Consider the following 22,370-nt stretch of genomic DNA (forward strand, 5'->3'; position numbering starts at 1 on the left):
GGCCCGCTGTTGTTCCCTCGCCGGTCCGGCTCAGACCTCGACCGGGCGGACCGTGGCCGTGGCCGCCAGACCGTGGCCGTGACCGGCGGCGATCCGGTCCAGGTCGGAGCCGGGGACGTCGGCGTCCGGCCGGACGTCGACGAACCGCTGGGCCTGCTCGTCGAGCACCAGCACCCGGGCGGTACGGATGTCGTAGAACATGCCCATCACCTCGGCGCCGGACTCCTGGGCGCGCAGCATCTCCATCTGCAGCGCCACGTTGACCATCGCCAGCTGGTCGATCTCGTCGAAGCCGTCCCGCGCCGCCGCCTCGGCGACCGGGTGCCCGGTCTCGAAGGCGCGCAGCACCGGGCGGGCCTCCAGCAGCCAGGCGCCGAGCGCGCCCTCCGAGCCCGCCGCGCCGGCCCGCAGGCCCTTCATCGCGCCGCAGCCGGAGTGTCCGCAGACGGCGACCAGCGGGACGTTCAGCGCCGAGGTGGCGAACTCGACCGCGGCCGCGGTGCCCGGGCCGCAGGCGAGGTTGCCGACGTTCTGCACGGTGAAGACGTCGCCGGGGCCGCTGTGCGTGATGACGTGCGGCAGCACCCGGGAGTCCGCGCAGGAGATCATCATGGCCGACGGGGACTGGCCGCCCGCCAGCTCCGACATCGTCGGGCGGATCGCGTCGCAGGTGTTCTCGTGGTAGGCCGCGACGCCCGCCATCAGCGGCTCGGCGGCCGTCTGCTCGGCGTCGCGGGACTGCCACTCGCCCCAGGTCAGGAAGCGGGCACCGGGCGTGGTGCTGCGGCGCGCCTCGTCGGGCTCGATCACGGTGACGACACCGCCGGTGCCCTCGTGGCGGGCCTTCCAGGCCAGCAGGTGGTCGTAGGCGGCGTGGTCGAGGTAGTCGGTGACCAGCCGGACGGTGATGTCGGCCCCGTGCGGCACCGCGTTCAGCTCACGGGACAGCCGCGGCACGGCGAGGAAGCTGAGCGAGCCCTCGATGACCAGCTCGCAGCTGCCGTCGGCGGCCTGGTCCAGGTGCGGACGCGACCGGACGGCGCGCCAGAGCAGCATCAGCCCGGCCAGCACCAGGCCGATGACGACGCCCTCCAGCAGGTTCAGGAACACGACGCCGGCGAGGGTCACGGCGTAGATGGCGAGCTCGCCGTGGGCGCGGGCGGTGCGGATGTCGGCCGGCTTGATCAGGCCGATCCCCATCATCACCAGCAGGCCGGCCAGCGCGGCCATCGGGATGAGCTCGATGACGCCGATCAGCACGATCGCGAACAGGGCGATCCAGACGCCGTGCATGACCGCCGAGGCACGGGTCTCGGCACCGGCCTTGACGTTGGCCGCGGAGCGCACGATGACGCCGGTGATCGGCAGGCCGCCGATCATGCCGGAGACGGTGTTGGCCGCGCCCTGGCCGAGCAGCTCGCGGTCGGTGTCGGTGCGGGTACCCGGCTTCATCCGCTCGATGGCGACCGCCGAGAGCAGCGACTCGACGCTGGCGATCAGCGCCACGGTCAGCATGCCGAACAGGACACCGCCCCAGTTCGACTCCGGCAGCGACGGCAGCGACAGGGCGTCGAGCAACGAGCCCCCCAGCTCGACCCTGGTGACGTCGGTGAAGGCGAGCGAGACGGCGGTCGCGGCGACGATGGCGACCAGCGCGGCGGGCACCACGGTGATCTTCGACGGGAGCCGGCTCCAGCCGAGCATGATCGCGATGACCAGGCCGCCGAGCAGCAGGGCGGGCCAGGACAGGTTCGCGACGGCGGACGGCAGGTTGCCGATCGACGCGACGCCGCCGGTCTGGGCCTGGTCGCCGAGCACGACGTTGAGCTGGCCGAGCGCGATGGTCGCGCCGATGCCGGCGAGCATGCCGTGCACGACGGCGGGCGGGATGGCCTGGGCGAACCGGGAGAGCTTGGTCAGGCCGAAGACGATCTGCAGGACACCGGCACCGGCGGTGATCAGGGTGGTGACCTGCCAGCCGTAGGTGTTGACCAGCTCGGCGACGATCACCGTGAGGCCCGCGGCCGGGCCGGAGACCTGGAGTTTCGAGCCGCCGAGCAGCCCGGCGACGACCGCGCCCACGACGGCGGCGACGAGGCCGGCGAGGATCGGGGCACCGGAGGCGACGGCGATGCCGAGCGAGAGCGGCACCGCAACGAGGAAGACGACGATCGAGGCCGACAGGTCGGCCCGGGCGTGCGGGAAGGTCCGTCCGAACCAGCCGCCGCCCGGCGGCGAGTGCTCCCCGCGCCCGGACTCGGCCGGAGCGTGCTCGTCGCGGGTGGCCCGGCCCGAGCTCGGGGTGCTGGTGTGACGGGAGTTACTGGAGTGATCCTGCGCTGACACGAGAGGCTCCGATGTCGGTCCGTAGGGGGCTGTCCGGACCGCGGCAGTGCGGTCGCGAGATCGGGCGGGGCGTGCCGTCCTGGCCGCCGGCCGCGCCGTGTGTCCAACGGAAACGGATCTTGATGAGAGGGTTTCTCATCGAATCGATGGCGCGCTACGAAACAGCCGGTCAGGCCGTTTCACCTCTGCGTAACGTGATCAGCATCACAGTAGAATGCACCCGGCCGGGTGGCTCGGGAAGCGGGACCCGGTCGCTATCCCGCCAGTGCCGCGGCCCGCATGCCGGCCGTGACGAGCGCGATGTCCGCCCGGGTGCTGACGAACGGCGGCATCGCGTAGACCAGGTTGCGGAACGGCCGCAGCCACACGCCGGCGACCACGGCGGCCGCCGTCGCGGCCGGGAGGTCGACGTCGTGGTCGAGCTCGATCACACCGATCGCGCCGAGGATCCGGACCTCCCGCACCCCGGGCAGGGAGCGGGCGGGGGCGAGCCCGGTGCGCAGACCGGCCGCGATGTCCTTGATCTCGCGCCGCCAGTCGCGCTCCAGCAGCAACGACACCGACGCGTGCGCCACGGCGGACGCCAGCGGGTTGCCCATGAACGTCGGGCCGTGCATGAGCACGCCGGCCTCGCCCCCGGTGATGCCCGCGGCCACCCGCCCGGTGCACAGGGTCGCGGCCATCGTGAGATATCCGCCGGTCAGCGCCTTGCCGACGCACATGACGTCCGGGGCGACACCGGCGTGCCCGGCGGCGAAGAGCTCACCGGTCCGGCCGAAGCCGGTCGCGATCTCGTCGAACACGAGCAGCACGTCGTGGGCGTGGCACAGCTCGCGCAATACGTGCAGGTAGCGGGGATCGTGGAAGCGCATCCCACCGGCGCCCTGCACCACCGGTTCGACGACCACCGCCGCCAGCTCGTCGGCGTGGGTCTCGACGAGCTCGGCCAGGTGCGCCACGTAGTCGTGCTCGAACTCCGGCGGCGGCTCGTCGGCGAAGACCTGCCGGGGCAGCACGTCCGACCACAGGGCGTGCATCCCGCCGTCGGGGTCGCACACGCTCATCGCACCGAAGGTGTCGCCGTGGTAGCCGCCCCGCCAGGTCAGCAGCCGGTGCTTGCCGGGCCGGCCGCGGGAGCGCCAGTACTGCAGGCACATCTTGATCGCGACCTCGACCGACACCGATCCCGAGTCGGCGAGGAAGACGTGCTCGAGTCCGTCCGGCGTGATCTCCGCGAGGAGCCGGGCCAGGTCGACGGCCGGACCGTGGGTGATCCCGCCGAACATCACGTGGCTCATCCGGCCGAGCTGGTCGGTCACCGCCGCGTCGAGGCGCGGGTGCCGGTAGCCGTGGATCGCCGACCACCAGGAGGACATGCCGTCGACGAGCTCGCGGCCGTCCGGCAGGCGCAGCCGCACGCCCTGCGCGGACTCGACGACCAGCGGCGTCGCCGTCGCCGGCATCGGGGCGTACGGGTGCCAGACGTGGGCGCGGTCGGTGGCGAGCAGCTCCGCCGTGCCGTACGGCGCGGCGGAGCGGGGCTCCGGGGTCCCCGGCCGGGCGCCGGGATCGGGGACGGTCACGGCTCCCGACCGTACTACCGTGATCCACCGTCCCGGTAGGAACGGTGATCGACCCGGCGGGCTCCGGCGGTGGCCCGCGACCGGGTCCGGGATCCCGGCCGGTCGGCGCGTCGTCACGGGCGGCGGGGCCACCGAGTTCGGCGCCGGCCGGTTCCGCACGGGCACTAGGCTCACCGGACCATGGCCACCCCGTCCCCCGATCCCGGTCCGGCCGCCACCGGCGGGCCCCCGCCGTCGCGGCCCGGTGGGCCGGGCCCCGCGGGCGGCGCCGTCACCCGCCGTCGCGAGCTCGGCCAGGCCTCGGCGCGGTCGCTGCTGCTCACCGTGCTCGGCGAGTTCGTGCTCCCGGCGGACGAACCGGTCTGGACCCGGGCGCTGCTGGAGACGATGGGCGCGCTCGGCATCGAGGCGAAGTCGGCGCGCCAGGCGCTGGCCCGGACCGCGGCCGAGGGGCTGCTGGTCTCCGACCGCGACGGCCGCCGGGTCCGCTGGTCCCTGACGACGGCCGGGCGGCGGCTGCTGTCGGAGGGTGCGGCCCGGATCTACGGGTTCGGTGCCACCGCGACCGGGTGGGACGGCCGCTGGCTGGTGCTGCTGGCGTCGGTACCGGAGTCCCGGCGACAGCTGCGGCACCGGCTGCGGACCCGGCTGGCCTGGGCCGGGCTCGGCTCACCCGCCCCCGGGGTGTGGGTCTCCCCCGACCCCGCGAAGGAGGAGCAGGTCGCGCAGGTGCTCGACGAGCTCGGGCTGCGCGGGATGAGCAGCTCGTTCGTCGGCCGGTACGGCGCGATCGGCCGGCCGGCCGACGTCGTCGCCCAGGCCTGGGACCTCGACCGGGTCGAGCTGGCCTACCAGGAGTTCCTCGACTGCTTCACGCCCGCGGCCGGCGCACCGGCCCCGGGGGCGGGGGTCGGCACCGGCGTGCTCGCCCGGCAGGTCCGGCTGGTGCACGCCTGGCGGCGGTTCCCGTTCCTGGACCCCGAGCTCCCGGCCGAGCTGCTGCCCGACCGGTGGGCCGGTGCCCGCGCCGCGGACCTGTTCGGGACCCTGCACGACCGGTGGGACGCACCGGCCCGGGCCGCCTGGGCGGAGCTGGCCGGCACGCCGTGACCGGCGGGCCCCGCCGCCCGGCCCCCGGTGCGCCGCCCCGGGGCCGGGCCCCGGAACACCGCACCGGCTGCCGGATCAGCCCAGGCAGCCCGGCCCGAGCAGCGCCTTCAGGTCGCCCATCAGCGCCGAGGTGTGCATGACCTTCAGCGAGTCGTCGAGCCGCAGAGCCGTGATCTTGCTGCCGTAGACCAGGGACAGGTGCACCTCGGACGTGCCCGGATGGTGGGTCAGCACCTCCTTGAGCTTCGACACGCGCTCGGGGGTGCACTGGTCGGTGCGCAGGCTGACCCGGATCGGGAGCCCGCCCTCACCGGCGGCGGCCAGCTCGGGCACCGCGAGGTCGTTGGCGATCAGCGAGATCCGGTCGTCGCGCTTGTTGACCCTGGCCTTGACCAGCACGATCGCGTCCTCGGCCACGTCGACCCCGACGACCTGGTAGGCGCGCGGGAAGAACAGGACCTCGATCCCACCGGCGAGGTCCTCGATCTGCGCCGACGCCCAGGGCTCGCCGTTCTTGTTCACCCGGCGGTTCACGTTGGCGAGGATGCCGCCGACGGTGACCTGCCCGCCCTCGGCGACGGTCCCCTCGACGATGTCGGCGATCGAGGTGTCCGCCTTCGCCGCGAGCGCCTGTTCGAGGCCCTGCAGCGGGTGACCGGACACGTAGAGGCCCAGCATCTCCCGCTCGACGGCGAGCTTGTGCTTGCTGTCCCACTCCTCGCTCGGCACCTTCACGTCGAAGATGCCGCCGAGCGCGTCGTCCCCGTCGTCGCCCGCGCTGCCGTCCATCGACCCGAAGAGGTCGAACTGGCCCATCGACGCGGCCTTCTTCGTGCTCATCACCGCGTCGATGGCGTCGGCGTGCACGAGCAGCAGGCCCTTGCGGGTGTGGCCCAGCGAGTCGAACGCGCCCGCCTTGATCAGGGACTCGACGACCTTCTTGTTGCAGACCACCGCGTCGACCTTGCGCAGGAAGTCGGAGAAGTCGGCGAAGTCGCCCTTCTCCCGGCGCGCCGCGACGATCGCGTCGACGACGTTGTGCCCGACGTTGCGGATACCGCCGAGACCGAACCGGATGTCGGAACCGACCGGGGCGAAGTTGCGCACCGAGTCGTTGACGTCCGGCGGGAGGACGGTGATCCCCATCCGGCGGCACTCGGCCAGGTAGACGGCGGCCTTGTCCTTGTCGTCCCGGACGGAGGTGAGCACCGCGGCCATGTACTCGGCCGGGTAGTTCGCCTTCAGGTAGGCCGTCCAGTACGACACGACGCCGTACGCGGCGGAGTGCGCGCGGTTGAAGGCGTAGTCGGAGAACGGGAGCAGGATGTCCCAGAGCGTCTTGACGGCGTTCTCGGAGTAGCCGTTGTCCTTCATCCCGCCGGCGAAGGTGACGTACTCCTTGTCCAGGATCTCCTTCTTCTTCTTGCCCATCGCGCGGCGGAGCAGGTCCGCCTGACCGAGCGAGTACCCGGCCAGGGTCTGCGCGATCGACATGACCTGTTCCTGGTAGATGATCAGGCCGAAGGTCTCGCCGAGCACGTCCTTGAGGGGCTCGGCCAGCTCCGGGTGGATCGGCGTGACCTCCTGGCGGCCGTTCTTGCGGTCGGCGTAGTCGTTGTGCGCGTTCGCACCCATCGGGCCGGGGCGGTACAGGGCGCCGACCGCGGAGATGTGCTCGAACTCCGACGGGGCCATCCGCCGCAGGAGGTCCCGCATCGGGCCGCCGTCGAGCTGGAACACCCCGAGCGTGTCGCCGCGGGAGAGCAGCTCGTAGGTCTTCGCGTCGTCGAGCTCCAGGTGGTCGAGGTCGACCGGGGCCTTCTCGTTGAGCCCGATGTTCTCCAGGGCGTCGTCGAGGATCGTGAGGTTGCGCAGCCCCAGGAAGTCCATCTTGAGCAGCCCGATGGTCTCGCAGACGCCCATGTCGAACTGCGTGATGATCGCGCCGTCGGACTCGCGGCGCTGGATCGGGATGACGTCGAGCAGCGGCGTCGAGGACATGATCACGCCGGCCGCGTGCACACCCCACTGCCGCTTCAGGCCCTCCAGGCCCCGCGCGGTGTCGATGATCTCCTTGACCTGCGGGTCCGCCTCGTAGAGGGCCCGCACCTCGGTGGCCTCGGAGTAGCGCTTGTGCGCGGGGTCGAAGACCCCGGACAGCGGAATGTCCTTGCCCATCACCGCGGGCGGCATCGCCTTGGAGATGCGGTCGGCGACCGAGTAGCCGGGCTGCCCGAACAGCACCCGCGCGGAGTCCTTGATCGCGGCCTTCGCCTTGATCGTGGAGTAGGTGATGATCTGGGCGATCCGGTCCTCGCCGTACTTCTCCGTGGTGTAGCGGATCATCTCGCCGCGCCGGCGCTCGTCGAAGTCCATGTCGATGTCGGGCATCGAGATGCGGTCCGGGTTGAGAAACCGCTCGAAGATCAGCTTGTGCCGGATCGGGTCGAGGTCGGTGATCCCGAGGACGTAGGCGACCAGCGACCCGGCTGCGGAACCACGGCCGGGGCCGCACCGGATGCCGACGGACTTGGCGTGCTGGATGAGGTCGGCGGTCACCAGGAAGTAGCCGGGGTAGCCCATCTTGATGATGACGCCGACCTCGTAGTTGGCCTGCTGGCGGTACCTCTCGGTGACGCCGTTCGGGAACCGCATGTGCAGTCCCCGCTCGACCTCCTTGATCAGCCAGGACTCCTCGGTCTCGCCCTCGGGCACCGGGGCCTTGGGCTGCAGGTCCTGGCCGGTGGTGAAGTCGATGTTGCAGCGCTCGGCGACCAGCAACGTGTTGTCGCAGGCCTCGGGGTGGACCGGGTCCCAGAGGTCGCGCATCTCGCGGGCGGACTTGAGGTAGAAGTCCTGCGCGTCGAACTTGAACCGGTTCGGGTCGGCGAGGGTCTTGCCGGTCTGGACGCACAGCAGCACCTCGTGCGCCTTGGTGTCGTCCGGGTAGGTGTAGTGCAGGTCGTTGGTGGCGAGACCGGGCAGGTCGAGCTTCTTCTTCAGCGCGAACAGGTCTTCCTGGACCTGCTTCTCGATGCCGATGCCGTGGTCCATCAGCTCCAGGAAGAAGTTGTCCTTCCCGAAGATGTCGCGGTAGTCGCTCGCGGCCTGGCAGGCGGCGTCGAAGTCCTTCTGCTGGAGCAGCCGCGCGACCTCGCCGGAGGGGCAGCCGGTCGTCGCGATGAGGCCCTTGCCGTACTGCTCGAGCAGCTCGCGGTCCATACGGGGCTTGTAGTAGTACCCCTCGAGGCTGGCCAGCGAGGAGAGCCGGAAGAGGTTGTGCATCCCCTCCGTGTTCTCCGCGAGCAGCGTCATGTGGGTGTACATGAGGTCGGGGTTGTTCTCGCTGCCGTTGCCGAGCGCGGTCCGCTTGCGCTCGTGCCGCGAGCCGGGGGCGACGTAGCCCTCCATGCCGATGATCGGCTTGATGTCGTGCGCCTTGGCCTTGCGCCAGAACTCGAAGGCGCCGTAGACGTTGCCGTGGTCGGTCATCGCGACCGCGGGCATCTCGTACTTCGCGGCCTCGGCGAAGAGGTCGTCGAGGCGGGCCGCCCCGTCGAGCATCGAGAACTCGGTGTGGGTGTGCAGATGGACGAAGGAACCCGTCTCCGAGCCGCCGGCAGCCATGTGTGTTCCGCACTCCTCTCCCGCGCCCTGGGCGGCGCGGTGCTCCCCGGTCCGCACGCGCCGCGCCGCGGCCCGGAGCGGACCGTGGACGCGTGCGTGCCGTGCTCTGCACCGACCGCGACGACCCCCGACGACGGGGCGGAACGGCAACCCCCGGGAGCGGCCTGGCGGGGCCGGACGAGGCTGCCGGGGGGCTCCTGCCCCGGGGGGAGGGCCGACCGGTTCGGTGTGGTCCCACACTAGCCCCGGGGTCCGACAGTTCCGGCGACGGCGGCGGCTCCCGGCCGCGCCCGCAGCGTCGTTCCTGCTCACGCCCCGCGCGACCCCGGCTCCGGCGTGTCGGCGGGTTCCGGGCGGTGCCCCGGAGTCTCCGGGAGCGGGAACGGTGCTCTCGACCGTCCGGCGGCACCGTGCCGGGGTTCTGATCCGCACGTGGCCGGGCAGCCGGACGCGCCGCGGAACCGGTGCAGGGCCACGCCCGGCGGGTCCCGGCACGCCGTCCGGACGCCCGCTGTCCGGGCCGTGCCCGGCACGACGGGACGAGACAGGCCCAGCGGGACGGGACCGGGCCCGCCGGACGCGGCGCGGGGTCGCGCGGCGGGAGCCCCCGGACACCCGGGCAGCGGGGCCGGGAACCAGGAGCCGGATCCGGCAACCGGGAGCCGGAAGTCCGAGTCCCAGCCTCAGCCGGGCGGGACCGGGCCGTCGTCCGGGGGTGGGGTCGCGGCGGTGGTCTGCTCGGGCAGCAACGGGGACAGGGCCAGGGCCTGCCCGGGCGTCCCGGGCGGTGCGGCCTGGACCGCCCGGACGCCGTCCCGGCCGGCCAGCGCCTCCAGCCCGGCCCGGTCGGCGCTCACCACGAGCGCGACCACGCAGCGGCAGCCCGGGCCGGCCAGCGCCCGGTGTTCCGCGGCGGCGACCGCGGCGCGCCGGGTCAGTGACTCCCGGGCCTGCGGCGTCGCCGCGTCCGGGACCGCACGCCGGGCCCGGTCGGCGTCCGCCTCGGCCGCGAACGCCGCGCGTTCCCTGGCCACCCCCAGCGCGGCCACCGGGTCCCCGGTCCCGGTCACCGGTTCGAACCGCAGCGCGGTCTGGACCCGGTCGAGCGGGACCCGGAGGACCGCCGTCGTGGTGCCGGGAGCGCCGAGTGCCGCCACCGCGCGGGCGTCGAGCGGCTGCCCCAGCTGCACCAGTGCGGGGACCCGCTCCCCCGGCGGGGGCAGCTGCGCGGGCAGCGACGACAGGTAGCCCGCGACGTCCTGGCCGGGGTCGGGGCCCAGCCGCACCGACCCGGTCGGGACGGCGGGCCCGGCGGACGGCCCGGATCCGGCCGCCCACACCGCGCCGAACAGCACCACGGCGAGCACCGCGACGACCACCCAGAGCCCGCGGGTGGTCAGTCCGGTCACCGCGGTGGCCCCGGGTGCCCGGTCGCCCTCACGGGTCCCGCAGCGTGTCCAGCGCCGCGGCCAGGTCGCCGGGATAGGGGCTGGTGAACTCGGCGTGGCGGCCGTCGGCGGGATGGGCGAACCCGAGGGTGCGGGCGTGCAGCCACTGCCGGGACAGGCCGACCCGCTTCGCCAGCGTCGGGTCCGCACCGTAGGTCAGGTCCCCGACGCAGGGGTGGCGCAGCGCGGAGAAGTGCACCCGGATCTGGTGGGTGCGCCCGGTCTCCAGGTGCACGTCGAGCAGGCTCGCCGACCGGAACGCCTCGATCGTGTCGTAGTGCGTGATGCTCGGCTTGCCGCCCTGCAGCACGGCGAACCGGTAGTCGTGCCGCGGGTGCCGGTCGATCGGCGCGTCGATCGTGCCCGACGACGGATCCGGGTGCCCCTGGACGACCGCGTGGTAGCGCTTGTCCACGGTGCGCTCCTTGAACGCCCGCTTCAGCTCGGTGTAGGCGTGCTCGGAGGTCGCGACGACCATCACGCCGGTGGTCCCGACGTCGAGCCGGTGCACGATCCCCTGGCGTTCCGCGGCACCGGAGGTGGAGAGCCGGTACCCGAGCGCGGCGAGCCCGCCGGTGACGGTCGGGCCGGTCCAGCCCGGCGACGCGTGCGCGGCGACCCCGACCGGCTTGTCGACGACCACGATGTCGTCGTCCTCGTGCAGCACGGTCAGGCCGGCGACCACCTCGACCGGCCCCTCGATGACGGTCGGCGCCGCCGCGTCGGGCAGCTCGACCTCCAGCCAGGACCCGCCCGGCAACCGGTCGGACTTCCCGGCGTCGCGGCCGTCCAGCCGGACCCGGCCGGCCTCGGCCAGGCCGGCGACCACCGTCCGGGACAGGCCCAGCAGCCGGGACAGCCCGGCGTCGATCCGCATTCCGTCGAGCCCGTCCGGGACGGGCATGCTCCGCAGCTCTCCCATGGTCAGGCCCGTGTCCCGTCGATCTCGATGCCGCGCACCGCGAGCAGTACCAGCAGGATCCCGCCGCACACGATCCCGGAGTCGGCGAGGTTGAACACCGGGAAGATGCTGCCGTCCGGGGCGAACACCGCGAGCATGTCGACGACGTGCCCGCGCATCGGTCCGGGCGCCCGGAAGAACCGGTCGACGAGGTTGCCCAGCGCACCGCCGAGCACCAGGCCGAGGCCGACCGCCCAGCCCGTCGACGCCAGCCGGCGCGCGATCCGGATGATGACGCCGACGACGACGACCGCGACGATCGTGAGGATCCAGGTGTAGCCGGTGGCCATCGACCAGGCCGCGCCCGGGTTGCGCAGCACGGTCAGCCAGAAGAGGCCGTCGATCACGGCGATCGGCTCGCGGTCCTCCAGGAACGCGACGGCGGCGATCTTGCTGGCGAGGTCGAGCGCCAGCACGGCGCCGGCGATCCCGGCCAGGAGCAGCGTCCCGCGCCGTCGCAACGCCGGGTCGGCGGGTGTCTCGCTCACGGGGGGATCGGCACTCACACCCCCGATTATGACGAGCGGTCGTCGCGGGCGTGCCAGCGGACCAGCTTGCCGCCCCGGTCGACGTCGCGGATCCGCTGCTCGGTCGCGTCCCGCACGTCCCGGGTGCTGACGACGAGGAACTGGTCCCCCTCGCGCAGCCGGGTCTCCCCGAGCGGGGAGAACGCCTCGGCGTCCCGCACCACCAGGCTGACCGTCGCCCCGGCCGGCAGCCGCAGCTCCCGCAGGTAGACGCCGTGCAGCCGGGAACCCTTCGGGACCTTCACCTGGAGCAGCTCGGCGTCGACCTCGTCCAGCGGGGCGGCGTCGACCTCGACCTCGCGGGTCTCGGTCCGCGAGACGACACCGAGCAGCCGCGCCACCCACGGCAGTGTCGTCCCCTGCACCAGGGTGAGCAGCACGACCAGCACGAACACGACGTCGACCAGCATCTGGTTCTGCGGTCCGCCCTCGGTGAGCGCGACCAGCGCGAGCACGATCGGCACCGCGCCGCGCAGTCCCGCCCAGGACAGGAAGGCCTGCTCCCGCCAGGGCACCCGGAACGGCAGCCCGGCCGCCAGCACCGACAGCGGCCGCGCCGCCAGCAGCACCACCGCCGCACAGACCAGGGCCGGCACGACCGCCGCGGGCAGGCGTTCGGGGACCGAGTACAGGCCGAGCATCACGAACAGCCCGATCTGGGCGATCCAGCCGGTGCCCTCGGCGAAGGACACGACGCCGCTGCGGTGCGGGAGCCGGGAGTTGCCGAGCACCAGTGCCGCGACGTAGGTCGCGAGCAGCCCCGACGCGTGCGCCCCCTGCCCGGCTGAGTAGGCGAGCAGGCACACCGCGATCGCGGCGAGCGGGTACAGGCCGGTCGACGGCAGTGCGGCCCGGCGCAGCGCCCAGGCCCCGCCCGCCCCCAGCAACACCCCGATCAGGGCGCCCGCGGCGAGCTCGTAGACGACCAGCCCGGCGGTGGACCAGCCGATCGGGTCCGTCGAGGCGAACACGACGACGGCGATCACCACCGGCGCGTCGTTCATCCCGGACTCGAGCTCCAGCGTCCCGGCCAGCCGGCGCGGTACCGCGACCCCGCGCAGCACGCTGAACACCGCGGCGGCGTCGGTGGAGGACAGCACCGCGCCCCAGAGCAGCGCCGTGCGCCACTCCAGGTCCAGCAGCAGGTGCAACAGGCCCGCGGCGACCCCGATCGACACCAGGACCGACAGCGTCGACAGCAGCAGTCCCAGCCCCAGCGCGGGCCGGACCGCCTCCCACCGGGTGGTCAGCCCGCCCTCGACCAGGATGAGGACGAGCGCGGCGAGCCCCAACGTCTCGGTCAGACCGGCGTCGGAGAACTGGATCCCCAGCACGGACTCCCCGAGCAGCACGCCGATGCCCAGGTAGAGCAGCAGCGACGGCAGGCCCAGCCGGACCGACACCCGTACGGCCAGCACGCCGAGCAGCAACACACCGGCGGTGGCGCCGAGCAGCAGTTCCAGACTCATCGCGGCGCCGGGCTCAGCTCGCCCAGGCGAGGGTGACGAGGCCGGGCCGGCGTGGCGGGAGGTCCCGCAGCGCGGTCGCGACCTCCGGCACCCGGTCGGCGGGCAGGCAGAGCCGGCGGGTGACCCACTCCGGTCCGTGCGGGAGCCGCGACGGCCGGTCCCACCGCTGGACCTCGGGCTCGGTCCCCAGCTCCTCGCGCAGGACGCCGACCACGTCGTCGGCGGTCCCGCCGGCCCGCCTGCGCAGACCGTGGAACCGTTCCCAGAGCGGATCGAGCCAGGTCAGCGGGTGTTCCTCGGACATCTCGAGGACCACGCCACCGCCGTCGGACCGCACGGCGCCGGTCAGTGCGGCCAGGAACGGCACCAGGTCGACGACGTTGTGCAGCACGTGGTGGCAGAGCACCACGTCGTGCCGGCCCGCGTCCGGCGCGGCATCCGGCCAGGAGCCGTGCACCGTGCCGTGCGGGATCCCGCGGGCCCGCGCACCGGCGGTGAAGGACGCGAGCATGTCCGCCTGCCGGTCGACCCCGACGACCCGGGCGACCGGTGACGGGTCGGGACCGGCCACGCCGAACGCGGCCGTCCCCCCGCCGCAGCCGACGTCGAGCACGGAGGCCCCGGCGCAGGTCCGCGCGGCCGCGCGCTCGGCGAGCGCGCGGCCGGCACGGTGCGACGGCGAGTCGGCCGGTTCGTGCGGCGGGGCGAGGTCGGCCGGGTCGTGCACCCACGGGTCGGCCGGCGCCGCGCGCCGGATCTCCTCCGGGATGCCGCGCGCGGCCTGGCCGACCGTCCACCGTGCCGCAGCGTCACCCACACCGGTGAGGATAGTCGGCGCCCCGCAACGGTTTCGCGGCGGTCAGACCCGCACGACGGTCGCCGTCAGCGTGACCGGTGCCCCGTCCGGGCCGACGACCTGCCCCGTAGAGCCGCCCTCGGCGCCGGTGTAGGTGACCGCGGTCGCGAGCACCTCACCGGCGACGAACCCCTCGTGCGCCCGCACCGCGTCGAGCACCCCGGCCGGCCCGTCCAGGGTCAGCGCGATCCGGTCGGCGACCGCGAGCCCGGCGTCCCGGCGTGCCTGCTGCACCACCCGGACGACGTCGCGGGCCGTGCCCTCGGCCGCCAGCTCGGGGGTGACGGTGGTGTCGAGCACGACCAGCCCCGCGTTGCCGGGCAGCGCCAGGGTGTGCTCCGGGTCCGCGGCGACGAGCTTCTCGGTGAACTCGCCGTCGGTCAGGGTGATCCCGGCGGCGACGACGCTCCCGTCGGCCTCCTGGCTCCACTCCCCCGCCTTGACCGCGCGGATGCACTTCTGCACGTCCGAGCCCAGCCGCGGGCCGGCGACCCGGGCGTTGACCGCGATCTCGAACCGGCCGTGCGCGGCGACGTCGCCGGTCAGCTCGACCGAGCGCACGTTGACCTCGTCACGCAGCAGGTCCGTGAACGGGGCGAGCACGTCGGCGTCCTGCGCGGCGACGGTGAGGCCGGGCAGCGGCTGCCGCACCCGGATCTTCGCCGACTTCCGCAGCGACAGTGCCGCGCTCGCGACCTGACGGATCCGGTCCATGCCGGCCACCAGCGCGGCGTCGTGCGGGAGTGCCGCGCCGTCGTGGCGCCGCGACACCGCCGGGTCCGTCCCGCCGGGCCAGTCGGTGAGGTGCACCGACCGCTCGCCGGTGAGACCGCGCCAGATGGCCTCGGTGGTCAGGGGCAGCAGCGGGGCCGCGACCCGGCAGGTCACCTCCAGCACGGTGTGCAGGGTGTCGACCGCGTCGCGGCGCACCGCCTCGTCCTCGGACCAGAACCGTTCCCGGGACCGGCGGACGTACCAGTTGGTCAGCGTCTCGGCGTGCTCGCGGATCCGCTCGCAGGCCCCGGCGATGTCGTAGCCGTCCATCGCCGTGGTGACGCCGTCCACCAGGTCGGCGGTCTTGGCCAGCACGTAGCGGTCCAGGACGTGCGGAGAGTCGGTGCGGAAGGTCCCCCGGCGGCCACCCGCGTAGAGCGAGAGGAAGTACCAGGTGTTCCACAGCGGCAGGATCGCCTGCCGGACGCCCTCCCGGATGCCCTGCTCGGTGACGACCAGGTTCCCGCCGCGCAGCACCGGGCTCGACATGAGGAACCAGCGCATGGCGTCCGAGCCGTCCCGCTCGAAGACCTCGTTGACGTCGGGGTAGTTCCGCCGCGACTTCGACATCTTCGCGCCGTCGTCGCCGAGCACGATGCCGTGCGCCACGCAGGTGCGGAACGCCGGCCGGTCGAACAGCGCCGTGGCGAGCACGTGCAGCGTGTAGAACCAGCCACGGGTCTGGCCGTTGTACTCGACGATGAAGTCGCCCGGGTAGTGGTGCTCGAACCAGTCCGCGTTCTCCATCGGGTAGTGCACCTGGGCGAACGGCATCGACCCGGACTCGAACCAGCAGTCCAGGACCTCCGGCACCCGGCGCATGGTGCTCCGCCCGGTGGGGTCGTCCGGGTTGGGCCGGGTCAGCTCGTCGACGTACGGGCGGTGCAGGTCGGTCGGCCGGACGCCGAAGTCCCGCTCCAGCTCGTCGAGCGAGCCGTAGACGTCGGTCCGCGGGTGGTTCGGGTCGTCGGACTGCCACACCGGGATCGGGCTGCCCCAGTAGCGGTTGCGGGAGATGCCCCAGTCCCGGGCACCCTCCAGCCACTTGCCGAACTGCCCGTCCCGGACGTGCGACGGCGTCCAGTCGATCTGCTGGTTCAGCTCGACCATCCGGTCCCGGAACCGGGTGACCTCGACGAACCACGAGTCCACCGCGCGCTGGATCAGGGCGTTGCCGCACCGCCAGCAGTGCGGGTACGGGTGGTCGTAGGTCTCGTGCCGCAGGAGCACGCCGTGCACGTGCCCCGACGTGCCGTCCTTCAGGTCGCGGATGATCTGCGGGTTCGCGTCGAACACCTGCATGCCGGCGTACGGCGGGACCTCGGTGGTGAACTCGCCGCGGGAGTCGACCGGGACGACGGCCTCGATGCCGGCCGCGTCGGTGACCTCCTTGTCCTCCTCACCGAAGGCGGGCGCGATGTGCACCAGACCGGTGCCGTCCTCGGTGGTGACGTAGTCCGCGGCCAGGACGCGGTGGGCGTTCTCCCGGCCGGCGAAGAAGTCGAACGGCGGGGTGTAGGCCGCGCCGAGCAGGTCGGAGCCGGTGAGCCGGGCCAGCACCTCCGGCTCCTCGCCCAGCTCACGCGCGTAGGCCGCGACGCGGGCCGCGGCGAGCAGCCAGCGCTCGCCGTTCGCGCCCACCACGACGTACTCCACGCCGGGGTGGACGGCGACGGCGAGGTTCGACGGCAGCGTCCACGGGGTGGTCGTCCAGACCAGGGCCAGCGCGCCGTCGGTCTCCGGGCGGTCCGGCGTCGCGAGCCGCAGCCCCACGGTCACCGCGGGGTCCTGCCGGTCGAGGTAGACGTCGTCCATCTTGGTCTCGGTGGCGCTCAGCGGCGTCTCGCACCGCCAGCAGTACCAGAGGACCCGGAAGCCGGAGTAGACGAGACCCTTGTCCCACAACGACTTGAACGCCCACATGACGGACTCCATGTAGTCCAGGTCGAGCGTCTTGTAGTCGTTGTCGAAGTCGACCCAGCGGGCCTGGCGGGTGACGTAGTCGCGCCACTCGCCGGTGTAGCGCAGCACGGAGGTGCGGCACGCCTCGTTGAACGCGGCGACGCCCATCTCGTCGATCTCGGACTTGTGCTTGATGCCGAGCTGGTTCTCGGTCTCCACCTCGGCCGGCATGCCGTGGGTGTCCCAGCCGAACCGGCGCTCCACCCGGTTGCCGCGCATCGTGCGGTAGCGCGGGACGACGTCCTTCACGTACCCGGTCAGCAGGTGGCCGTAGTGCGGGAGGCCGTTGGCGAACGGCGGCCCGTCGTAGAAGACGTACTCGTCGGCCCCGTCCACGCCCGCCGGGCGCTGCTCGACCGACGCCCGGAACGTGGCGTCGGTCTCCCAGCTCGCGAGCACGTCCTGCTCGAGTGCCGGGAAGGTGGGGTGGGCCGGGACGTCGGGATACCCGGTCCCCTCGGCGGTGGTCTCGCTCATCGTCTCCGACTCCTCGTGCGGTGGCCTGGTGACTGCCTCTCGCACGGGGACGACGCCGGTCCGTCCGGACCGGGCCGCGGTACCACCCCGCTTGCGCACCCGGGACGGGTACGCCTCTCGTTCGACGGCGATCACGGGCCGCACCCGTCCGGTTCTACTCGGGCGGAACCGACCGCCCTTTCTTCCGGAGGCTCCCCGGTGATGGCCGGATCAGCGCCTGTGGAACCAGGGTAGCGCGCACGCCCACCCGGATATACCGCAGCCCGGTCCGGCGGCTCAGCGGACCTGCGCCGGGTGCTGTTCCCCGAGCGTGCGGTTCGGTGTGCACTGGCCGCACGGGGTGAACCCGAGCTCGACGGCCTCGCTCACCGGCAGCGGGATCACCTGGCGGCCGGCCAGGGTCCGGCAGCTCTCCACGTGGTAGCGGGGGTGTTCGTCGATGACGAGCACCTCGTCCGGGAGCCGGGCGACGAGGTTCGCCAGCGTCGGGTCCCGTGGTTCCTCCGGTGCCTCCGCACCGTCCTGCGCTGCGTCCACCGCGGCGTCACCGCCCGGGGGAACGCCCGCGTCGGCGCCCGCGGCGCCTGCGGCACCGAGCGCGGTGGTGGCACCTGCTCCGGCGGGCTCACCGGACGACACCGGCGGCTGCTCCGCCCCGTTCCCGGTGACCGGCATGCCGCCCGCGGCCGGCACGGCCGTGGTCGCGGCCTCGACCCGGCCGGTCGCACCGGCCGGTGATCCCGTCTGCACGGCCCGGGTGGCGTCGGCACCACCGGTTCCCGGCCCGTCGTCGGCGCCGGACCGGACTGCGTCCGGCGACCGGTCGGATCCGCCGGCCGCGAGACCCACGACCGTCGCACCGGCCGCGCCCGTGACCGCGGGGTCGGCGGACCGCTCGGGCCCGCCCGTCCCGGGGCCACCGTTCTCGCGCCGCCCGGCGGTGGACTCGTCCGCCGCGGCGGGTCCGTCGGCCGGAACCGCACCGCCCGGGTCCCCGGTCCTCGTCGGGTCGCCGCCACGACCCGCATCGTCCCGGTGCTCCGGGCCACCGTCGGCCGCCGGCGCACTGGGAGCGCCTGCGGGGTGACCCCCGGTCGATCCTTCCGTGCCGTCCCCGCCGGATTCGGTCACGGAGGGTGACTGAGATCCACTCGAACGGGAAGCGACGGGCGGTGCCCCCGCTGAGCCGGGCGGCCGCACGAACGGTATCTGGATCGTCGCGTCGGCCGCGTTGTCCGCCGCTGCACCGCCGCCGGGGACCTGCTGGCCCACGGCGGGCTGCTGCGGCCGCACGACCGGCAGGACCTGCGTGGCCGGCTCCGGGTCGGAGCCGTAGTGCGCCTCGGCCGGCGGGTGCTCGTACGGGTTGTTCCCCGCCGGAGCACCCTGCGCCGTGTCCCGGCGATCCCCGGCGCGCACGGCGGACCGGGTCTGCCACCAGTCGTAGAGCAGGGCGAGCCCTGCGATCAGGCTGATGGCCACCGAGGTCCAGGCCAGCGCCACCACGTGCAGGAACCATCCTGCGAGCAGCAGCACCAGCGCGATGACCACGAGGATCAGGACCAGCACCAACATCGGCGAACTCCGTCTTTCGGCAGCGGCACCCGTCCGCTACCCCGTCGTCGTCGGTCGTGCCCGGATTGCTCCGGACCCGGTGTCAGCTCCCGGTGTCGGCCCGCTGGCCGTACCCGGACGCGGCGTAGCCACCGTTCGAACTCAACCGGGTGCCACCACCGGAGCCGTCCGACGGAGCGGCCGACCCACGACCTTCCAGGTCACGGAGCTGCGACTCCAGGTAGGTCTTGAGCCTGGTGCGGTACTCCCGCTCGAAGGTCCGCAGCTCGTCGATCTTCTTCTCGAGCACGGACTTGTCGCGCTGGATCGCGCCCATGATCTCGTTCTGCTTGCGCTCGGCCTCGCTGACCAGGCCGGCGGCCTTGTCCCGGGACTGGCGCTCGAGCGTCTCGGCCCGGGTCCTGGCGTCGTTCAGCATGGTCTCGGCACGCGAACGCGCGTCGTTGACCAGGCCGTCGGCCTTCGTCCGGGCGTCGGAGAGCAGCTGCTCGGACTTGGTCCGGGCGTCCGACAGCATCGTGTCGGCCTCGTTCTTGGCCTCCGCGGTCAGCCGGTCGGCCATCTCCTGGGCGAGGCCCAGGACCTTGGCGGCCTGCACGTGGTGGTCGCCACCGTCGGCGTCGGCGGCGGCCACGGCACCGGCCAGCTGCGGCGCGGGAGCACCCACGCCACGGCCCATCGGCGACGGCGAGGCCTGCAGCGCCTGGGTCTGGGCCGGAGCCGGCTGGCTACGGGCCTCCTCCAGGTCGGCCTCGGCATCGCCGAGGCGCTGCTCCAGCTGCGCGACCTGGTCGCGGAGGTCGTCGTTCTCGCCGATCAGGCGGGCCAGCTCGGCCTCGACCAGATCGAGGAAGGCGTCGACCTCGTCCTCGTTGTACCCCCGTTTCCCGATCGGGGGTTTGCTGAACGCGACGTTGTGCACGTCGGCGGGCGTCAGCGGCATCGGATCACCTCATGCGGTCCTCGGCGGCACTCCTGGGTGACTGGGGCTCATCCCAGGAGCTGTGATCTGGCGATGCTCATCACGATGAACACCGCCAGCACCAGCACCATAATCGACAGGTCCAGTCCGACGCCTCCGATACGGACCACAGGAATTACTCTCCGCAACAACTTGACCGGAGGGTCAGTCACGGTGAAGACGACCTCGAGCGCCACCGCGGGGGCCCCGGCGGGTCGCCACTGGCGCGCGAACGACCGGACCATCTCGACGACGATCCGGGCCGCGAGCAGCAGCCAGAAGAAGAACAGGACGTAGTAGACGAGGAAGCCGATCGCGGTGGACACGGCTCAATCCTGTCGGAAAGCTCCGCGCTCGGCGAGCCTCCGCGCGTCGTCCGCGGAGACGTCCACGTCGGCGGGGGTGAGAAGGAACACCCGGTCGGTGACCTTGTCGATCGAGCCGCGCAGCGCGAAGGCCAGCCCGGCGGCGAAGTCCACCAGGCGTTTCGCGGCGGCACCGTCGAGGTCGGTGAGGTTCATGATGACCGGCACGCCGTCCCGGTACCGCTCGCCGATCGTGCGGGCCTCGTTGTAGCTGCGGGGGTGCAGCGTCGTGATCGACGCCGGTCCGGCGGCCGTGCGGTCGCGCTGCTCCGGCACCGTCGACGGCGCCGGGGCGGCCGCCAGCGGGGCCGGTCGCTCCTCGCGCCGGTCCTCCCGGGCCGGGCCGCGCAGGGCGTCCGGGTCCATCGCGAGCGCCCCGCGGACGGCCGCTCCCGCGCCACCACCGATCGGGCTGGGCAGCGGACCGGCGTCCCGCTCACCGCGAGGATCGTGCCGCACGGCGCGCGGCGCACGGAGCGGTTCCCGTGTCGCACGGGCGCCCCATCCGTCCTGGTAGCTCCCGGAGCCCTCGTACCGGTCGTCGTCGTAGCCGTCCGGGTCGGCGAACCGCCCTCCCCCGGAGGACCAACGGTCGCCACGCGGGCCGGCGTGCTGCTCGTGGCCGCCCCGGTAGTGGTCCGGCTCGTCCACGTAGTCCATCTCATCGGCCGGGACCATGCCGAAGTACGCCTTCAGCCGGTACATCGCGCTCATCCGCTGTCCCCTCGCAGTACTGCTCGACTCCGTGCGCGGCCAGGCGCACCCCGCGTTCTGGCGACGGTCTCGCCGATGGCTCCTTACCCGCAACGACCAGCGATTACTCGGAGGTTATCCGTCGCTCCCCCACAAGAGCCGTACCGACACGCACCGCGGTCGATCCGTGATCGACCGCGGCCTCGAGATCTCCGCTCATCCCGGCCGACAGCACGGTCGCCCCGGGGTGCCGTTCGCGGGTCCTCCGGGCCGCTCCGGCGATCGCGGCGAACGCCGCGTCCGGCGACCGGTCCAGCGGTGCGACGGCCATCAGGCCGGCCAGTTCCAGCCCCGCCAGCCCCGCGACCAGGTCGGTCAGCTCGTCGAGCCCGGAGTCGGGCACACCGCCGCGCTCGGGGTCACCGTCCACGCTGTACTGGACGAGCACCGGGAGCGGCCCGTCCCGCTCGCCGCGGTCCCGGCTCCTCGCGACCTCCTTGTCGATCGCCCTGGCCAGCCGCTCGGAGTCGACGGACTCGATCCGCGTCACCCACGGGAGCACCGCGCGCACCTTGTTGCGCTGCAGGCCACCCACGAAGTGCCAGTGCAGGGCCGCGTCCGGCCGGAGCCGGGCGACCTCGGCGGCCTTCGCCGCCGCCTCCTGCGCCCGGTTCTCGGCGAACGCGGTCAGACCCAGGTCGACCAGATCGGCGACGTCGACGGCGGGCACGGTCTTGGTGACCGCCAGTAGTGCGACCTCCGCCGGGTCGCGGCCCGCGGCCCGGCAGGCCGCGTCGAGGCGGCCCCGAACGGTACCCAACCGTTCGGCTAGTTCGGCGGTGCGGTCGGGCGGATTGACGTCGGGCACACCGTCATCGTGCCGCGCCGGCGGCGCCGTCGCGAGCACCCCGGGGATCGAGCCAGGTGATCGCGGCCTGCCGCCCGCACCGCCCCTCCCGGCGGTGGCTGAACAGGTCCGGGTCCTCGATCGTGCAGCGCGGGTCGGTGCCGACCTTCGTCACACCGAGCGCGGCCAGCCGCCGGGTGAGCCCGGCCCGCAGGTCGAGCCCGGCCGTGCCGGTACGGGTGGTCGACGCACTGCCCGGCAGGACGGCCTCGACCTCGGCGCGCATCGCGGCGGGCACCTCGTAGCAGCGGCCGCAGACGGCCGGGCCGAGCAGCACCTCCAGCCGCCCGGGCTCCGCACCGAGCGCGGCCATCTCCCCGACGACGGCGTCCAGGACACCGGACGCGGCACCGACCCGACCGGCGTGCGCGGCACCGACGACACCGGCCACAGGGTCGCCCAGCAGCACCGGGACGCAGTCCGCGGCGAGCACGGCGATACCCAGCAGCGGGACGTCGGTGACGACCGCGTCGGTGTCCGGGACGTCCGCGGCCACCCCGCCGGTACCGGGGCGGGCCCGGGGTGGTTCGCGGAGCACCGCGACCCCGGTGCCGTGAACCTGGGTGAGGAACACCAGGCCCGAGAGCCCGAGCTCGCGCACGATCCGGGCCCGGTTCGCGGTGACCGCACCCGGGTCGTCACCGACGCCGCGGGAGAGGTTGAAACTGGTGAACGGCCCGGCGGACCGGCCACCGGCGCGGGTCGTCATGACCCGGCGGATGCGCGGTC

General features: G+C 73.5%; 16 protein-coding genes. 1 reads left to right on the forward strand and 15 read right to left on the reverse strand.

From position 1 onward, the window contains the following. Window positions 1-30: 30 nt before the first annotated feature. On the reverse strand, window positions 31-2,346 hold the full coding sequence (locus AFB00_RS00620) for a SulP family inorganic anion transporter (RefSeq protein ID WP_068795584.1): 2,316 nt from the start codon (window positions 2,344-2,346) through the stop codon (window positions 31-33). 254 nt (window positions 2,347-2,600) lie between these two features. Next, window positions 2,601-3,929: an adenosylmethionine--8-amino-7-oxononanoate transaminase gene (locus tag AFB00_RS00625; RefSeq protein ID WP_083275153.1), complete on the reverse strand. Its 1,329-nt coding sequence runs from the start codon at window positions 3,927-3,929 to the stop codon at window positions 2,601-2,603. 180 nt (window positions 3,930-4,109) lie between these two features. On the opposite strand from AFB00_RS00625, the gene AFB00_RS00630 reads away from it, so the two are divergent. Beyond that, on the forward strand, window positions 4,110-5,039 hold the full coding sequence (locus tag AFB00_RS00630) for a PaaX family transcriptional regulator (RefSeq protein WP_068795585.1): 930 nt from the start codon (window positions 4,110-4,112) through the stop codon (window positions 5,037-5,039). A 75-nt stretch (window positions 5,040-5,114) separates the two neighbouring features. Here AFB00_RS00630 and dnaE read toward each other — a convergent pair whose 3' ends face one another. The 13 genes from dnaE to pgeF all read right to left on the reverse strand — a co-directional run bounded on the left by dnaE (window position 5,115) and on the right by pgeF (window position 22,350). Then, a complete protein-coding gene (dnaE, locus tag AFB00_RS00635) occupies window positions 5,115-8,666 on the reverse strand; it encodes a DNA polymerase III subunit alpha (RefSeq protein ID WP_068795586.1) in 3,552 nt (1,183 codons plus the stop codon). A 683-nt stretch (window positions 8,667-9,349) separates the two neighbouring features. After that, entirely contained in the window at window positions 9,350-10,075 is a 726-nt protein-coding gene (locus tag AFB00_RS00640) for a hypothetical protein (protein WP_068795587.1), read from the reverse strand. Window positions 10,076-10,103: 28 nt separating this feature from the next. Next, on the reverse strand, window positions 10,104-11,036 hold the full coding sequence (locus AFB00_RS00645) for an RluA family pseudouridine synthase (RefSeq protein WP_068795588.1): 933 nt from the start codon (window positions 11,034-11,036) through the stop codon (window positions 10,104-10,106). Between the two features lie 2 nt (window positions 11,037-11,038). Continuing rightward, window positions 11,039-11,563 (reverse strand): signal peptidase II, encoded by a 525-nt coding sequence (gene lspA / locus AFB00_RS00650; protein ID WP_231974141.1) that lies wholly within the window; start codon window positions 11,561-11,563, stop codon window positions 11,039-11,041. Window positions 11,564-11,589: 26 nt separating this feature from the next. Next, window positions 11,590-13,071 (reverse strand): potassium/proton antiporter, encoded by a 1,482-nt coding sequence (locus AFB00_RS00655; RefSeq protein ID WP_068795590.1) that lies wholly within the window; start codon window positions 13,069-13,071, stop codon window positions 11,590-11,592. Window positions 13,072-13,084: 13 nt separating this feature from the next. Then, entirely contained in the window at window positions 13,085-13,888 is an 804-nt protein-coding gene (locus AFB00_RS00660) for a class I SAM-dependent methyltransferase (protein WP_068795591.1), read from the reverse strand. Window positions 13,889-13,930: 42 nt separating this feature from the next. Next, window positions 13,931-17,140 (reverse strand): isoleucine--tRNA ligase, encoded by a 3,210-nt coding sequence (gene ileS, locus AFB00_RS00665; protein WP_068799870.1) that lies wholly within the window; start codon window positions 17,138-17,140, stop codon window positions 13,931-13,933. Window positions 17,141-17,416: 276 nt separating this feature from the next. Then, a complete protein-coding gene (locus tag AFB00_RS00670) occupies window positions 17,417-18,715 on the reverse strand; it encodes a hypothetical protein (protein WP_068795592.1) in 1,299 nt (432 codons plus the stop codon). 82 nt (window positions 18,716-18,797) lie between these two features. After that, window positions 18,798-19,658: a DivIVA-like cell division protein Wag31 gene (gene wag31, locus AFB00_RS00675; RefSeq protein WP_068795593.1), complete on the reverse strand. Its 861-nt coding sequence runs from the start codon at window positions 19,656-19,658 to the stop codon at window positions 18,798-18,800. A 47-nt stretch (window positions 19,659-19,705) separates the two neighbouring features. Continuing rightward, the gene (locus tag AFB00_RS00680; protein WP_068795594.1) at window positions 19,706-20,002 is read right to left on the reverse strand and encodes a YggT family protein; all 297 of its coding nucleotides are present in this window, start codon (window positions 20,000-20,002) and stop codon (window positions 19,706-19,708) included. Window positions 20,003-20,005: 3 nt separating this feature from the next. Next, complete coding sequence (locus tag AFB00_RS00685) at window positions 20,006-20,755, reverse strand: cell division protein SepF (RefSeq protein WP_068795595.1); 750 nt, start codon at window positions 20,753-20,755, stop codon at window positions 20,006-20,008. A gap of 103 nt (window positions 20,756-20,858) precedes the next feature. Continuing rightward, complete coding sequence (locus AFB00_RS00690) at window positions 20,859-21,602, reverse strand: YggS family pyridoxal phosphate-dependent enzyme (RefSeq protein ID WP_068799871.1); 744 nt, start codon at window positions 21,600-21,602, stop codon at window positions 20,859-20,861. Window positions 21,603-21,606: 4 nt separating this feature from the next. Further along, window positions 21,607-22,350: a peptidoglycan editing factor PgeF gene (gene pgeF / locus AFB00_RS00695; RefSeq protein WP_068799872.1), complete on the reverse strand. Its 744-nt coding sequence runs from the start codon at window positions 22,348-22,350 to the stop codon at window positions 21,607-21,609. Window positions 22,351-22,370: the final 20 nt, after the last annotated feature.

It is taken from the genome of Pseudonocardia sp. HH130630-07 (assembly GCF_001698125.1).
Lineage (GTDB): Bacteria > Actinomycetota > Actinomycetes > Mycobacteriales > Pseudonocardiaceae > Pseudonocardia.